The organism is Pseudarthrobacter raffinosi (assembly GCF_023913735.1).
Taxonomy (GTDB): domain Bacteria; phylum Actinomycetota; class Actinomycetes; order Actinomycetales; family Micrococcaceae; genus Arthrobacter; species Arthrobacter raffinosi.
Genome location: NZ_JAMXBH010000009.1, coordinates 117,579 through 131,982, shown reverse-complemented (window position 1 = coordinate 131,982; position 14,404 = coordinate 117,579). Strand labels below are relative to the sequence as shown.

At 66.0% G+C, this 14,404-nt stretch carries 18 protein-coding genes and 1 riboswitch; of the genes, 6 read left to right on the top strand and 12 right to left on the bottom strand.

The window, feature by feature from the left end:
• Positions 1 to 11: 11 nt before the first annotated feature.
• The 6 genes from NG698_RS10200 to NG698_RS10175 form a co-directional block, all read right to left on the bottom strand.
• On the bottom strand, positions 12 to 524 hold the full coding sequence (locus tag NG698_RS10200) for a DedA family protein (RefSeq protein WP_252599470.1): 513 nt from the start codon (positions 522 to 524) through the stop codon (positions 12 to 14).
• A gap of 4 nt (positions 525 to 528) precedes the next feature.
• Positions 529 to 783, bottom strand: a complete 255-nt coding sequence (locus NG698_RS10195) for a biliverdin-producing heme oxygenase (RefSeq protein ID WP_252599471.1) — start codon at positions 781 to 783, stop codon at positions 529 to 531.
• Positions 784 to 845: 62 nt separating this feature from the next.
• Positions 846 to 1,370, bottom strand: coding sequence for an NUDIX domain-containing protein (locus tag NG698_RS10190; RefSeq protein ID WP_252609578.1), 525 nt, complete (start codon positions 1,368 to 1,370; stop codon positions 846 to 848).
• 54 nt (positions 1,371 to 1,424) lie between these two features.
• Positions 1,425 to 1,625 (bottom strand): DUF1918 domain-containing protein, encoded by a 201-nt coding sequence (locus NG698_RS10185; RefSeq protein ID WP_056340407.1) that lies wholly within the window; start codon positions 1,623 to 1,625, stop codon positions 1,425 to 1,427.
• Positions 1,626 to 1,678: 53 nt separating this feature from the next.
• The gene (locus NG698_RS10180) at positions 1,679 to 2,239 is read right to left on the bottom strand and encodes a DNA alkylation repair protein (RefSeq protein ID WP_252599473.1); all 561 of its coding nucleotides are present in this window, start codon (positions 2,237 to 2,239) and stop codon (positions 1,679 to 1,681) included.
• Entirely contained in the window at positions 2,236 to 2,595 is a 360-nt protein-coding gene (locus tag NG698_RS10175) for a TraR/DksA family transcriptional regulator (protein WP_252599474.1), read from the bottom strand. Before NG698_RS10175 ends, NG698_RS10180 begins: the two co-directional genes overlap by 4 nt.
• Positions 2,596 to 2,734: 139 nt before the next feature.
• On the opposite strand from NG698_RS10175, the gene NG698_RS10170 reads away from it, so the two are divergent.
• On the top strand, positions 2,735 to 3,115 hold the full coding sequence (locus NG698_RS10170; protein ID WP_058932317.1) for a cupin domain-containing protein: 381 nt from the start codon (positions 2,735 to 2,737) through the stop codon (positions 3,113 to 3,115).
• Positions 3,116 to 3,138: 23 nt separating this feature from the next.
• On the opposite strand, the gene NG698_RS10165 is transcribed toward NG698_RS10170, so the two are convergent.
• A complete protein-coding gene (locus NG698_RS10165; RefSeq protein ID WP_252609576.1) occupies positions 3,139 to 4,431 on the bottom strand; it encodes an aggregation-promoting factor C-terminal-like domain-containing protein in 1,293 nt (430 codons plus the stop codon).
• Positions 4,432 to 4,645: 214 nt separating this feature from the next.
• Positions 4,646 to 4,816, top strand: a riboswitch (cyclic di-AMP (ydaO/yuaA leader).
• A 3-nt stretch (positions 4,817 to 4,819) separates the two neighbouring features.
• On the opposite strand from NG698_RS10165, the gene NG698_RS10160 reads away from it, so the two are divergent.
• A complete protein-coding gene (locus NG698_RS10160; RefSeq protein ID WP_252609574.1) occupies positions 4,820 to 5,683 on the top strand; it encodes a C40 family peptidase in 864 nt (287 codons plus the stop codon).
• Positions 5,684 to 5,752: 69 nt separating this feature from the next.
• Here NG698_RS10160 and NG698_RS10155 read toward each other — a convergent pair whose 3' ends face one another.
• The 3 genes from NG698_RS10155 to ribA form a co-directional block, all read right to left on the bottom strand.
• Positions 5,753 to 7,216, bottom strand: coding sequence for a protein adenylyltransferase SelO (locus tag NG698_RS10155; protein WP_252609572.1), 1,464 nt, complete (start codon positions 7,214 to 7,216; stop codon positions 5,753 to 5,755).
• Positions 7,217 to 7,341: 125 nt separating this feature from the next.
• Positions 7,342 to 8,319 carry a dienelactone hydrolase family protein gene (locus tag NG698_RS10150; protein ID WP_252599478.1) on the bottom strand — a complete coding sequence of 326 codons (978 nt, stop codon included), beginning with the start codon at positions 8,317 to 8,319 and terminating at the stop codon, positions 7,342 to 7,344.
• Between the two features lie 72 nt (positions 8,320 to 8,391).
• The gene (gene ribA / locus NG698_RS21755) at positions 8,392 to 10,266 is read right to left on the bottom strand and encodes a GTP cyclohydrolase II RibA (protein WP_305887091.1); all 1,875 of its coding nucleotides are present in this window, start codon (positions 10,264 to 10,266) and stop codon (positions 8,392 to 8,394) included.
• A gap of 128 nt (positions 10,267 to 10,394) precedes the next feature.
• On the opposite strand from ribA, the gene NG698_RS10135 reads away from it, so the two are divergent.
• A complete protein-coding gene (locus NG698_RS10135) occupies positions 10,395 to 10,892 on the top strand; it encodes a MarR family winged helix-turn-helix transcriptional regulator (RefSeq protein ID WP_252599479.1) in 498 nt (165 codons plus the stop codon).
• 71 nt (positions 10,893 to 10,963) lie between these two features.
• Here NG698_RS10135 and NG698_RS10130 read toward each other — a convergent pair whose 3' ends face one another.
• On the bottom strand, positions 10,964 to 11,467 hold the full coding sequence (locus tag NG698_RS10130) for an ANTAR domain-containing protein (RefSeq protein ID WP_252599480.1): 504 nt from the start codon (positions 11,465 to 11,467) through the stop codon (positions 10,964 to 10,966).
• A 67-nt stretch (positions 11,468 to 11,534) separates the two neighbouring features.
• Between NG698_RS10130 and NG698_RS10125 the strand changes: the two genes are divergently transcribed.
• Both NG698_RS10125 and NG698_RS10120 read left to right on the top strand, forming a co-directional pair.
• On the top strand, positions 11,535 to 12,254 hold the full coding sequence (locus tag NG698_RS10125) for an SDR family NAD(P)-dependent oxidoreductase (protein WP_252609570.1): 720 nt from the start codon (positions 11,535 to 11,537) through the stop codon (positions 12,252 to 12,254).
• Between the two features lie 60 nt (positions 12,255 to 12,314).
• Entirely contained in the window at positions 12,315 to 12,779 is a 465-nt protein-coding gene (locus tag NG698_RS10120) for a GyrI-like domain-containing protein (RefSeq protein WP_374209881.1), read from the top strand.
• Positions 12,780 to 12,811: 32 nt separating this feature from the next.
• Here the strand turns inward: NG698_RS10120 and NG698_RS10115 are convergent, their stop codons facing one another.
• Positions 12,812 to 13,630 (bottom strand): CPBP family intramembrane glutamic endopeptidase, encoded by an 819-nt coding sequence (locus NG698_RS10115; protein ID WP_252599483.1) that lies wholly within the window; start codon positions 13,628 to 13,630, stop codon positions 12,812 to 12,814.
• Between the two features lie 211 nt (positions 13,631 to 13,841).
• On the opposite strand from NG698_RS10115, the gene NG698_RS10110 reads away from it, so the two are divergent.
• Positions 13,842 to 14,312 carry a DUF4383 domain-containing protein gene (locus NG698_RS10110; RefSeq protein WP_252599484.1) on the top strand — a complete coding sequence of 157 codons (471 nt, stop codon included), beginning with the start codon at positions 13,842 to 13,844 and terminating at the stop codon, positions 14,310 to 14,312.
• Positions 14,313 to 14,404 lie beyond the last annotated feature (92 nt).

Here is a 14,404-nt window from a genome sequence, read left to right as displayed (position 1 = left end):
TCTTGTGTGGCTCAGCCCACCCTATCCGCTGTGCCTGCCTCGGCCCGGTCGGCAGCGCTCCCCCGCGACCGGCGCCGCCGCCGTACCAGCAGCCAGGCGATAAGTCCGGCCGCTGCGGCGGCCAGCACAACAATCCCCCACGGGGAGCCGGCAGCCAGCGCCAGCCACGCCTCCACGGCGGCGAGCCCGATGGTGGCGTAGAGCAGTGCCCAGAGGATGGAACCGGCGACGGCGGCGGGAAGGTAGCGCCGCAACGGCATCTTCGCAGCGCCGGCGGCGAGGTTGACGGCGGTCTGCAGGCCGATGGTCAGGAACGAAAGCGTCACGGCGAGTGGTCCCCACCGGCGGACCAGCTCCTTCGCGTGGACGGCACGCCGGCCGTTCCAGGACGACGCGAACCGCGTGTGTTCCATGCCTGCTGCGGCTCCCCGGCCGATCCAGTACGTCGCATTCACGCGCAGCATAACAATCGCGAACAGGCTGGCTGCCGCCACGCCGAAGGGCAGATCCCGGAACTGGTCCATGGGGTCAGGCCGCAGGCTGCGGTCGGGCCCCGACGGCGAGCTGCAGGTCCGCGAAGATGCCGCCGTTGAGCCGGAAGGCGTGGGCGGCGTGCGCGAGCACCTCCTCGGTCCCGTCCTTGTCCAGCTGGGCAGTGAGGGCAGCGACGGCGGCCGCGTCCATCCTGCCCTTGAGCAGGTCGCCCATAAACGGGGACGACTCAGCTTCTTCGTGGGCCGCACTGGTGGACTGTGTGAGCAACACGGAGAGCGGGGCGGTCATGTTCTTCCTCATGCGCAGCAGGGGGTCGGAACACCATTATGGCGCACCGCACTTAGGCAACCCTAATCTCGCCCTTCCAGCATGCGCGTCCGCAGGTCCGGCCACGATTTTGCGAAACCGGGATGGAGCTCCTTCGCGTCCACCTCGTCCAACCGAACCCACTGGAGTTCGAGGCTTTCCGGATCGCTGATTACGGGCTCAAAAGGCGCGGTCACCAGCACTACAACGGTGGTGTAGGACCAGTAGCCCAAGTCCAGCACAGACGTGAAGAGGACGCTCACATCCGCGGCCGGTACCGCGGCTTCCTCGTGCGCCTCGCGGAGGGCCCCGGTGACTGCGTCCTCGCCCTGGTGCAATGCTCCGCCGGGCAGTCCCCAGGTACCACCGTTATGGCTCCACAGCGCGCGGTGCTGCAGGAGAACGCCCTTGCCGGGGTCATAAGCCAGCACGCCCGCGGCACCGAACCTGCCCCAGAACTTGCCGCCGCCGCCCTCCACCCAGGCGTCACCGGGGTCCCGCGGACCGGTCCGGGCCGGTGGAATCGTGAGGTTCGCGTCAGGGGACGTGGCAGCCAAGGAGTGATCCATTCCACCAGTCTGACAGGTGCCCGGTGGCCCGGACGCGCGGCCGCCCGCGGCGCGTCAGCCGGCCTGTCCCGCGTGACCGCGTTCGACGGCGAAATCACCGCCCGGGTACATAACGGTTTCGTGTCCGTCGTCGAACCTGACCAGGTAGGGCGGATGACCTTCCTGACCACGGACTTCCACGATCACGCCGTGCCGGTCCGAAGATCCGACGGTCCTCCCCCGGACGATAATCCTGTCGCCCTGCGCTGCCTCCATGGCAATCACCTCCAAGCCCCAGAGTACGACTGACGGGGACCGGGGAACAGGGGTCAGTCGCGTTCCGCGTCGCGGTTCCCGGAAATGCGCTGCAGGTCGGGTCCCTGAGACGCGATGAGCCGGGCAGCGTGGCGAAGCGAATCGTCGGGGTCCTGGTGCCAGCGGGTGATGACGACGTCGGCGCGCTGGCGGCCGCTTTCGCCCAGTCCCTGCAGCAACGGAACCACAACGTCGGCAATCAGTGGGTCCACCAGCTCACCGGTCTGCGCGGTTCTGATGAAGCCCTCCAGCCGGGTCAGGTCAGAGTGGCGGAGGAGGGCAACCCGGGACTGCAGCAGCACCACGGCCGCGAGCCGCCTTTCATAGACCGGCCGCCTGCCGGGACCGGGCCGGCCCCAGAGGAGAGATGCCAAAGCGGTCACCTCGTCGTGGCCAAGATCCTTGAATTTCGTGCCGGCGTCGCGGACGGTGCCGCGTACGGCTCCCACCGACGATCCGTAGGACCCAAGTGCCCCGCCCACCCGGGACTCCACGCCTTCCGCCCGGTACCAGGCGCCCTCATTCTGCAGGGTGGCATCGATGAAGCCGGCAGCCTCCTGCACACGCCCGTTCACAGCACCCTCCCGGTGGCCGCGTGGAGGATGCAGAACGGCGTCGACGGGCGGGCTTCGAGCCGTCCCTCCGCGATGGGGTCCCCGCACACGGCGCACGTTCCGTACGTGCCCGCCGCAATCCGCGCCAGGGCCGCATCCACCTGGTCAAGTCCCGCACTGCTCTGCTTCAGGAGCGCCGAGGCCTGCGACAGCTCGAACGCAATGGTGGAACCCTCGGGGTCGTGTTCGTCATCCACGTTGGAATCCTGGCGTGCGGCGTTCGCCGAGGAGATGTCCGCACGGAGCGCGGGGAGCAGCTCGAGTTTCCGGGCGCGCTCTTCTTCCAGCAGGACCCGGAACCGTTCAAAATCGGGCATGGGAAAAGCCTAGTGGTTTGGGTCTCGACAAGCGCCGCCGGCGGGAGGATGCTGGCAAGCGTAAGCGCCTCAGATGTGGTCTGGCAGCCAGGGACAGAAAGCTGCCGGACACAAAACCAACAGAGAAAGTCTGCGTGTCATGCCTACAAACATCGTCACAGAACTGGCAGTCAAGTCCCACAACACACCGGATGAGAAGCGCCGGCCGGAGAAAACCGAAGTGGATGTCGTCAACCTGGGCGACTACACGGTCGGCCGGTTGACGTTCAGTCCCGGCTGGCGCTGGTCGGACTGCATCAAGCCGGTGGTCCAGACCGAGTCCTGCCAGAACAACCACGTCGGATACTGCGTTTCCGGTGCCCTCAACGTCGAGACCACCGGTGGCAACCGGATCAGCATCAGCGCCGGCGATTCGTACACCATTCCACCCGGGCATGACGCCTGGGTGGACGGCGACGAAGCCTTCGTCGGCATTGAATTCTTCAGCGCCGCGGAATTCGCCAAGCCCCCGGGAACGTGACCCGGCTGCCCTCCCCCGGCAGGTCAGTACCAGTTGTTGGCCACGGAATGGTTCCACGCGCTGCACGGTGACCCGTAGCGGTCAGCGATATAGGACAGGCCCCAACTGACCTGGGTCCGGTAGCTCGTGAGCCAGTCGCTGCCGGCGCTGGCATACTTGCTGGCCGGCAGCGACTGGGCGATGCCGTATGCGCCCGAGTACGGGTTGGTGGCGGTGGTCAGCCAGTTCGACTCCTTGGTCCACAGCGACGCCAGGCACGGAAACTGGTCCTGGCCCCAGCCGTAGGCGCCCAACTGCCCGGCCGCGTAGGTTTTTGCGCCGGCGGGGTCGTTCACAGCGCCGCCCGGCACGGAAGGCACGACGACGACGGGCGGCGGAGCCGGCGTCGGGCTCGGGACAGGAGCGGGGGCTGGCACTCCCGGTACAACAGGTGGGGCCGGAGCCGGTTTCTGCGCAGCGGCGAGGGCCGCCGCCCTGGCTGCCGCCTCCGCCTGTTGGCGTGCCTGTTCCTGCGCCGCGGCCCGTTTGGCGGCCTGCGCCGTTTCGTACGCGGCCAAGGCCACCTGGCCCTGCCGGAACTCACCCTCCACCGCAGCGGTGGTGCCCTTGAGGGATGCCAACTGCGCGGTCAGTTCCTGGCCGTGCTCCTGCTGCTCCGCGATCTGCCTGGACATGGCCTGCTGGGCGGACTGGGCGGCGGCGAGCTTGGTTCTGGCTTCGCTGGACAGACGCTCGCGCTCTGCCCTGGCTGCCTGCTCCTGATCGGCCAGGGCGCGGGAAATGCGTTCGGCGGCTGCGGATTTGTTCACCAGGGCTGCAGTCTTGTCGCTGACGATCTGGACGATATTCAGGCCTTGGATGCTGTTGTTCTGCACGGCGTCGAGAGCAACGAAGAAACCCATGTTTGTGCCACCGGTCTTATACGACTGCGCCGCCAGGGCACCGATTTCCTTCTTGTACTGTCCCAGTTCGGCCGCGGCGCGTGCCGTCTGGGCGGTCAGGGCATGCACAGTGGAAGTGGCGGCCTGAAGCGCCGCTTCGGCCTGGGCGTACTCCGCGGCGGATGTCACGGCCGCATTGCCCAGCGCCTCCGCTTCGGCCTGAAGCCCGCCCAGCAGCCCGTTGATCCTGGTGACCTCTGCCGCTTTGCCGGCCTCGTTTTGCTTGGCGTTCTGCACGTCCTGCCACGAGGGATAGCCGCCGGGCGGGGCGTCGTCGGCGGCATGTGAGGGCAGCAGCGCAGCCGACCCTACCAGGGCGACCGCCAGCATGCCGGCGAGGGCGGGCAGCCGCATTTTTTGAACAATCCGGGACATAGTTGGTGAGCTTACCGGGCATATACGGATTACGGGGGTTGACCTGCAACATCGTTACCAGGGAGTAGAGCATTCGCGCTGACATACGAGTGAATTTCACTCCTACATTCCGTTACCGGAATGTGACATTGCCGCCGAGCAGAAGTTATGGTCAAACGGTGGCCCGGCTCAAGCCGGACCATTCCCGCCAGTATGCCGAGCCCTGCCGCTGACCGGGATCCAGTCGCTTTCCAGCTGGCAGGGACGGGGGAACCACGTTTCCACGGCTTCTTGCGAAGCCTTGGGGTTAAGTCGGTATCGCTCCGTTTAGTGCGGCGCCGCTACCGGCCGGGTATCTCCGACCCGAACCCGACAGCTCACCCCGCAGGCATGGGAGAGGCGATCAACCGTGTCCAAGAATTCCGCTTCCGCACGCCATCGTGTGGTTTCTGCCAGCTCTACCGTCCCTGTCGGCCTGTCGTCAACGGCCAAAGCACACGCCCTGACGTTTGGCCGTCCGGCCCTGGTGGCTGTTGCTGCATCCGGCCTGCTGTTCGGCATCGGCGTCCCGGCTCAGGCCGGCGTCCACGGCCCGGATGATGCCGGGACTGCCAACGCCCAGGTCCAAACCGGTGCGGCGGCAGCGGCTCCGGCCGCTGTTGCTCCGGCCCCCGCCGCAGCGGCCCCCGCCGCGGCCAACGTTCACACCGTCGTTTCGGGTGACACGCTGGGCCAGATTTCCGCCACCAACGGCGTCCCGCTCAACGACGTCCTTGCCGCCAATGGACTCTCGCTGACCACCATCATCTACCCCGGCGACCAGATCCGGATCCCCGGCGCCGGCTACACGGCACCGGGCGCCGCACCGGCTCCGGCGGCGAAGGCCGCAGCGGCGCCGTCCTCCGCCACCAACACCGGTATACAGCTGGCCTCAACGTCCGCACCGGCAGCCCAGGCTCCGGCCGGCTCGCTCGGCGCGGCCATCCTGGCTTCCGCCACTTCACAGCTCGGCGTGCAGCAGGACTGCACCGCCATGGTGGAGAAGGCGCTGCGCTCGGTGGGTAAGAGCGTGGGTGACCTGGCTCCCGGCCAGTTCTACCAGTACGGCACGGTGGTGGGCACCCCGGCCGCAGGGGATCTGGTCATCACGGCCGGCCATGTGGGCGTCTACGCCGGCAACGGCCAGGTAGTCAGCGGCGGGGTGGACGGTTACAAAACCGAAGTCCACTCCCTCAGCTGGCTCGCCGGAGCGTCCTTCGTCCGCGTAGCGTGATCCGACCATGCTCGACGGCGGCGGGCGGCACCCGGCCGCGCGCCGCCGTCGTCCATCCCTTGTGTTCGCTCAGGTCCCGCAGAAGGTCCGGTAGCTCCCGAAGTTTTCAGGGGCGGGGCCGGCGTAGCGTTCCAGCCCGGGGCGCTGCGTGTACGGATCGGCCAGGACGTCCACCAACCGGTTGAATGGGTCCAGGTCGCCTGCGATAGCAGCATCCAGGGCCTCTTCAACCAGGTGGTTCCTGGGGATGTAGACGGGGTTGACCCGGTCCATCAGGTCCGCGTCCGGCGCCAGGGCCAGCCACCGTGCGGCCCAGGCGTCGAAGGCGCCCGGGTCCGCAAACATGGACCGCGCAGTTTCCGGGGTCCCGCGGGCCGCCGAGCCGAGGCTACGGAAGAAGGACGTGTAATCCACCTGGCCTTCCTGGAGCAGCGCCAGCAGACCGTCCACCAGGGGCGACGCAACGTCGTCGTTCGTGTCCGAGTGCAGTCCAAGCTTGGACTTCATGCCGGCTGACCAGGCAGCGCTGTACAGCGTGCGGAAGGCGCCGAGGGATTCAACGGCGAGCGCCACGGCCTGGTCCTGGTCTTCATGGAGCAGGGGCAGGAGTGCTTCAGCGAGCCGGGTGAGGTTCCATTCGGCGATGACCGGCTGGTTGGCGTAGGCGTAGCGTCCGTCCGCGTCGATGGAGCTGTAGACCGCGCCGGGGTTGAAGGCGTCCATAAACGCACAGGGACCGTAGTCGATGGTCTCGCCGGAGATGGCCATGTTGTCGGTGTTCATCACGCCGTGGACGAAGCCCACCAGCATCCAGTGCGCCACCAGTGACGCCTGTGCTGCTATGACCTCATCGAAGAACGCAAGGTAGGGCTTGTCGGCGAGCGCCGCGTCCGGATAATGGCGGCTGATGGCGTGATCGGCCAGGCGGCGCAGAAGGTCCGTCTCGCCGTTGACGCGGGCGAACTGGAAGCTGCCAACGCGCAAGTGGCTGCTGGCCACCCGGGTGAGCACGGCGCCGGGCAGCATGGTTTCGCGGCGGACGGGCCGGCCCGTGGCCACCACGGCAAGGGACCTCGTGGTGGGGATGCCCATGGCGTGCATGGCTTCGCTGACGACGTACTCGCGCAGCATGGGACCGACGACGGCGAGACCGTCACCTGCGCGGGCGAACGGTGTCCGGCCGGAGCCCTTGAGGTGGATGTCCCGAAGCTGCCCGTGGATGTCCGTGACCTCACCCAGCAGGAGGGCCCGCCCGTCGCCGAGCAGGGGTGAGTAGCCGCCGAACTGGTGGCCGGCATAGGCCTGGGCCACCGGTGTGGCACCGTCAGGAATCTGGTTGCCGATGAGCAACCGGGTCCCCTCGGGCGTCCGCAGCGAGGACGGGTCCAGGCCCAGTTCGGCGGCCAACGGCTCGTTCAGGACCAGCAGCTGCGGGTCTGGCGCTTCCTCTGCCTGCCAGGGAACCGCCAACTCCTCGAGTTCGCGGGCGAAACGCCCGTCGAAGGTGAGCGTTAGTGGGATTGCGGTGCTCATCCTTCAAGACTACCCGCGGCCGCGGGTGAGTGCCCCGCCCTCCCAACTGAGTAGCGCTATCTGTCGTTCTGGAGGCTCAAAACGTCAGATAGCGCTACGCAGATCAACCGTGCTGGCGTCACCCCTCAGACGTGCTGTCCGAACCAGGCGAGGGTGTCGTTCCAGGCAGCCGTGGCCTGGGTTTCGTTGTAGCGCTCGCCGGTGTCGTTGTGGAAGGCATGGTCGACGCCGGGGTAAACGGTGAGCTGGTGCGTCACCGTGGTGGCGCCCAGGGCATCGCGGAGGCTCGGCATCGCGCCGGTGATCCGCGCGTCGCGTTCGGCATAAACCCCGAACACCGCGGCCTTGATGGCCGGCACCTTGTTCAGGTCCGGCGCCGGACCATAGAACGCCGCGGTGGCCTTCAGCCCGGCCAGCTCGGTTGCCGCCTGCCAGGTAATGCCGCCGCCGAAACAGTACCCGTTCATGGCGATGCGTCCGGAGTCCACGAAGTCCTGGCCCTGAAGGTAGTCAAAGGCCGCCGCGAAGTCAGCAACATGGCGTGGGGCGCCGGCGCTGGTCAGTGCACCCGACACGGCGTCGGAGTCAAGGCTGGCGGTGCCGCCTTCCCTGCTGAGCAGGTCAAGGGCCAGCGCCGCGTACCCGGCTTTGGCAAAGCGGCGGGCAACGTCCTGGATGTGAGGGGTCAGGCCGCGGTTCTCGTGGCAGACCAGCACCGCAGGGCCGGCTGCTCCGGATTCGGGCCGGGCGAGGTACCCACTGATCTCGGTTCTTTCGGCCGGGAACCGCACGGTCGCCGTCGTCAGCCCCGCGGCGCCCTCCGGGACGGAGAGCGGACTTTTGGCCCCCGGAACAGCACCGGCAGAAGCGGTGCCGGTGCCCGCCGTCGACGATGACGGCGTGGGTGTGGGCATGGGGTCCGTGCTGCGTGGGACTTCCTCGGGTGTGCATCCGACGAGCAGCATCGCGCCCGATGCCGCCGCCATGCTTCCCATGATGAATGCGACCCGGCGGGTGAAGGTGCGGTGCGTCATTGCGCCGGCGCGGTAGTCGTCGAAGAATTCCTCGATCAGGTACCGTTCAAACTTTCCAAGCTGGACCATGGTTGGCCTCCTCGAGTGAGGGTCATATCCTTCTCCGAAGCCGGCGGTCCTGCAAGGGTCCCATGCGCCCGGTCAGAACTGCTCCGCCGGGATGGAAAACCCGAGGTCCAGGAGTCCGCGGCCTGCCTGTTCCAGGATCGGATCCATGGTCAGGGAGGCGTGGTTGAGCAGTACATTGACATCGCGTTGGATCCGCTGGAGTGGGTGCGTCAGCCGGTGAACACTCCCTCCGGAGCCCGTCAGGATGAGGCGGACAGCCTCGGCGGATGCCGCGCCACTGAGACCGAGGGAAAGCCGGTACTGTGCCCGCTCCTCATCCGTGAAAGCGACCGGCCGCCGGCCGTAGGAAGCGGCCACCACCCGGACAGCTTCCTGCCAGTGCAGCCGCGCAGTCGCCACCTGCCCGAAGGCCTGCGAGAACCGGGCCTGCGCGAGCGGCGAATCCGCCTGCCGCGCCTGCGTTGTCTGCTTGACCTTGCGCACCATCATCAGGTCCCGGAACACCTCGATGGCGTGCTCAGCGGCCCCCAAAGCAGCTGCCGGGGCAACCATGTTCAGGAACGTGGCCATGGGGATGTGGATGTTCGGATCCGGATGGATGCGGCTGCCGGGGTTGTCCGCGGCGGCCAGGAGGTTCCACTCCAGAGCGCGGTGCGCTGGGACAAAGAGATTCTCCGTCCGGAGATCGTTGCTTCCTGTCCCCCGCAGGCCGGCCGTGTGCCAGACGTCCAGGAGGTCAAGATCGGACACCGGGACCAGGCACTGTAGGCGGATCTCGCCGTGCTGCACAGCCAGGAGCGCCCACTCAGAATGCATGACACCGGAGGCGAAGCTCCAGCGGCCCGAGATAATGAACCCGCCGGGAACCTTCTCTGCTTTACCTGGAGGGGCGCCGGTGGCGGCAGCCAAGGGCGCCGGCCCGTTGGCGAAGACTTCATCCTGGGCTTCCTGCGGCCAGCGGGCCAGCATCCAGACATGTTCCACCAGGTGCCCGACGCTCCACGCCGTGGAGACACATCCCTGGGCGAGGTGGCGGACCACCTCCACGTAGGTTTCCAGCCCCAGGCCGAAGCCGCCCACGGCCTTAGGCGCGAGCATCTGAAATACGCCCGCCGCCTTCAGTTCAGCCATGGTGGCTTCCGGAATACGGCGGATCTCCTCGGTTTCAGATGCGCGTTCCCGCAGCCGGGGAACGAGGGCATCCACCCGGGCTAGCAGCTCGTCGTGCGTCGGAACTGCCACAGCCGCCGCGGTCGGCATCACGGCCGGGAGCACCTCTTCGGGAAGCTCAATGGTGTGCGCTGTATGGCTGCGCTTCGCGGCCAGGTAGCGGTGGTTCGCCTCCGAGAGGTGCACGCCGGTGGGGACCTGCTCCGAGACGTCAACGCCGAGGGCCGTCAGCTGCCCTACTTTGTCCGGGTTGTTGGTGAGGAGGCGGATCCGGCCGGCGCCAAGCGCTCCGAGCATCTGGGCGGCGGCGCTGTAGTCCCGCTCGTCCTCGCCGCGACCCAGGGCAACGTTGGCTTCGTAGGTATCCAGGCCGGTGTCCTGCAGGGCATAGGCGTCGAGCTTGGAGTACAGGCCGATGCCACGCCCTTCCTGCCGGAGGTACAGCAGGAAGCCCCCGACGGCGGCAATCTCCTCGACTGCCTCGCGCAGCTGGGGTCCGCAGTCGCAGCGCTCGCTGCCGAACACGTCGCCGGTGAGGCACTCGCTGTGCAGTCGGACCAGCGGGGCCGTACCTTCCGGGCCCTGGTCCAGGAGCGTCTGCTCCCATTCGCCGAGCGCGAGCAGCAGGTGCTCCTTACCGTCGGCCAGCCCATGGAACGTCATGATCTCGGCTGTGGCCGCGAAGCCATCAGGGAAGCGCAGCGGGACGGTGACCTGGCTGCGGACGGCGGCCGGTTGTTCGAATGGCCGCGCGACGGTCTCGGACATGACGGTCATCTGGGCTCCTCAGGAAGTCTGAAAGTACTTGAATGTTGAAGTAAACAGTACTGGTCATAAGTTCACGACGCAAGTGATTTGCCGGACATAAAACTTCACTCATGAAGTAAATGCCTTAGGCTTGCCCTATGGAAAATTCCGTCGAACCCCGCTGGCTGAGCAGGGATGAACGTGAGGTGTGGCTGACCCTCGTGGGCATCATGATGAAGCTCCCCGCCGCCCTGGACTCCCAGCTGCAGCAGGACGCCGGGATAAGCCACTTTGAGTACATGGTCCTTGCCGGCCTGTCTGAAGCTCCGGAACGAACCCGCCGGATGAGTGACCTGGCGGGCTTCACCGAGTCCGGACTCCCCCGCCTGTCCCAGGTTGTCAGCCGGCTTGAAAAGCGGGGCTGGGTTCACCGCTCCACGGATCCTTCCGACGGACGCATCACCCTGGCCACACTCACCGACGAGGGCTGGGCGAAGATTACCCAAACCGCTCCGGGGCACGTGGAAGCAGTCCGAGCGCTCGTGTTCGATCCCCTCACGAAGGCGCAGTCGCGCCAGCTGGCGAGCATCGGCAAGCGCATCATGGGCGCCATCGACCCAGAGGACCGCTGCCTGCGTGAAAGCGCCCCGCTCTGAGAAACTTGATCCGGAGCGCAAAGAGCCCCCGGCCTCTGCCGATTAACAGGAACTGCCGCCATTCAGGTAGGTCAGTGGTCGAAATGGATCCGTACGGGGTGGGGCTCGTCGGCCGCGGCAACAATCTCGGCCGCCAAATCGCGGATACTGACGTTGCGGGTCCGTGATGCACGGAAGAGCCACTCAAGCGCATCATCGTAGCTGCACCGTTCCTGGCCGATGATGACACCCAGCGCGAGATCTGTCGGCGTCCGCGAAGCCATGGCCGCCCCAAGGTTCTCCTCCGTTTCCTGCAGTGACACGATCCGGAGGACGAGGCGCAGTCCCTTCGACGCCTCCGCAGCCAAGGAATGGGCTGCTTCCATGGCGTCCCGGCCGAATCCGTGCGGCCTGGAGCTGTAGAAGATCATTCCTGCGCTGGCCTCGCCCTCCAGGTGCATCCGCAACGCCAGGAGCGACAGCACCTTCTCGCGCCGGGCGGCTTCGACGAAGCTGGGCCATCGCTCCCCGGACCTCAGGTCCGTGACCGTGACAATTCCTACTTCCAGCTGGCGGCTTGGGAGGCGCTGTGGCATCGGGCCTTGCACGTGAGGGTGCCTTGGTGGTCGTGGCGGGGCGATCAACAACCCGGCGAGCGCGGCGATGGCGGGCATCCGCCGGCACGTTCCGGGCGCCAAACTTGAACCACTGGTCTGTGACCTCTCAGACCAGTCCTCGATCCAGGCGGCGGCGGCGGACTTCCTGTCCCGCCACGACCGGCTCGACGTGCTGGTCAACGCAGCGGGCGTGTTCCGCAAGGAGCGTCAGGTAACCCGCGATGGAATAGAACTGACCTTCGCCACTAATGTGATGGCGTACTTCCTCCTGACGAACCTGCTGCTGGACGCGCTCACGCACCGCGCAGCCGCACCACCCAGCAATCCCCGCATCGTCAACATCGCGTCCCGGTATGGCAATTCCAGGCTGAACTTCGACGACCTCCAGACGGCAAGCGGCAAGTACAGCTACCTTCGCTCGACGCCGCCCACAATGCTGGCCCGGGTTCTGCTCACGCAGGAGTTCGCTGAGCGTCTGCGCGGCTCAGGCGTGGTCGCCAATGCCGTCCATCCTGGACTGGTCAAGAACACGACGCTGCTGCAGGACGTCGGGGGCCCATTCCGCTGGATCACGAACACGTTCGGAGCACCCGCAGAAAAGGCCGCGGATACACCGCTCTGGCTCGCCACGTCACGCGAAACAGCGGGAGTCTCCGGAAAGCTATGGGCCAAGCGCAAGGAGCTCCCGACGCCCGGAATGGGATCGGACCCCGAAGCCCGGAAGCGCTTGTGGGACGCGTGCGCGCACCTGGCCGGGATGCCCTGACGTTGAGCCTGTTGGAGCAGGCTTCAGGATCAAGTAGCCGAGTGCAACACCATCAAGTGGTTGTATGCAGTCATCGACCCCATGAAGCCTTTCGCCAGAAAGCAAATGGGCAAGCACTTCGTGGAACCACCGCTCGAAGGCCTCTGGTGGGCGGACGATATCCAGGACCTCATCCGCGGAAACCGAGACAAACTGAACTGGCGGATGATGATCGTCTTTGAACCGGGCTGGCTGACGGCGGCGATGTTTGAGGATGCCGTCGATAAGGCGAAAGCAAGCATGGGTGAACCGCCGGCCAGCCTGCGGATCGAAAGCCTTTACGAAGGCCTGTGCGCCCAGATCATGCACGTGGGGCCGAACAGTGGGGAAGTGCCGACCCTTGCCAGGCTGCACAGTAAGTTCCTGCCCGCCCATAACCTGGTTCCAAACGGGAACCACCACGAGATCTACCTGGACGACCCCAAGCGAGTGCCTCCGGGGAAGCTAAGGACTGTGCTGCGCCAGCCAGTACGTCCATCCGGATAGGCCAAGGTACGACCGCTCCACGCAAGCAGGCCTCAATACAAGAAGATCGGCAGCCAGTCGCGGTTGTGCGCGTGCACGAGTGCGAGGAACAGCACAAAGTCGAAGACTAAGTGCACCGTCACAACATAAGTGAACGACTTGGTCAGCTTGAAGGTGTATCCCTGCAGCAGCGCGAACGGGAACGTAAGGAGCGGTCCCCAGGCCATGTAGCCGATCTCCCACAGAAAGGACGAGAAGACCACGGCCTGCAGGATGTTGGCGAGCCAGTCCGGGAAGTGCCGCCGCAGCAGCGTGAACGTGGTGCAGATGAAGAACAGTTCGTCCCAAATTCCAACCGCGTTGACGCCGAGAAAGAGGCGCCAGAAAATGGTGGGGTCGGAGGCGTCCGGCCAGTTCTGATACACCCCGGTGCGGATCAGGTAGACCGGAAGGATGAGGTAGCCGAGGGCCACAACAACGATCAGGTACAGCTTTGCGCTCAACGGCCATTTGCGGCCCGTGTTCACCGGAAACTTGATGATCCTCTCGCGGTAGGCGAAACGGGACACCAGCCACGGCACCAGCACGGCCAACGCAAGGGCTCCACCCATCAAAGCAATGTGCGGGATGCTCAAATCAGCGTTCAGCGGAACCAGGCTGATGATCACCATTCCCGCCGCAATCAGCGCGAGGTGCCGTAGGAATTCGCGGTCGATGACTGCGGCCGTGACGAGGCTCAACGCAAGCACGCCGTAGCCCATGAGGTCATTCTCGACGCCGAATAGCAGCACTCCGGACACCGAGAGCAGGACCGCTGGCACCAGTTTCCATGTGAGCGCGGTACGGGGTGGTTCGGTCAAGATCGAAGTCACGCTACCAGCATGTCAGCGACGGCGCCGTCTGGGAAAGATGGCTGCGGCGGTCCACGCCTGGGTGAGGCCCCCAAAGCACTGTTAACGCGAACCCTGCCCACACGCGGTTTTCCGGAGTACGATGTGGGCGTCGGCAGGATTTTTGCGACTCCTTGCCGCAAGGCCGGCTCTCCATCTGAAGAGCCGGCAACCAGCGCGAAAGGGAGACAAAATGACTACCGCGTCACACCCTGCCCAACACCACATGATGGGGTTGACACTTCACAACACCGCCATCGGTATCGGTGCAGTTTTCCTGCTGGTTGGAGTCCTCGGGTTCATCCCGGGAATCACCACCAATTACGGCGCCATGACCTTCGCGGGACATGAGTCCGGGGCCATGCTTCTTGGCGTCTTCCAAGTGTCAGTGCTGCACAACATCGTGCATTTGCTGTTCGGTGTGGCTGGGATCGTTATGGCCCGGACAAGCCCGATGGCCCGCTGGTTCCTGCTCGGCGGCGGCATCGTGTACCTGGTCCTGTGGATCTACGGCCTGGTCATCGACATGAACGCGGCTGCCAACTTCGTCCCTTTCAACACTGCTGACAACTGGCTGCACCTGGTTCTGGGCCTCGGCATGATCGGCCTGGGCCTCTGGCTGGGCAGGGATGCAATGGAGAAGACGAAAGGAAGCACCTCATAGCGCCACGGTTCGTGGGAAACCGACGACGGCGGCCGTCCCCTGGAGTAGAAAATCCTCGGGACGGTCGCCGTCAGTCCCTCGGCGTCGGCTGC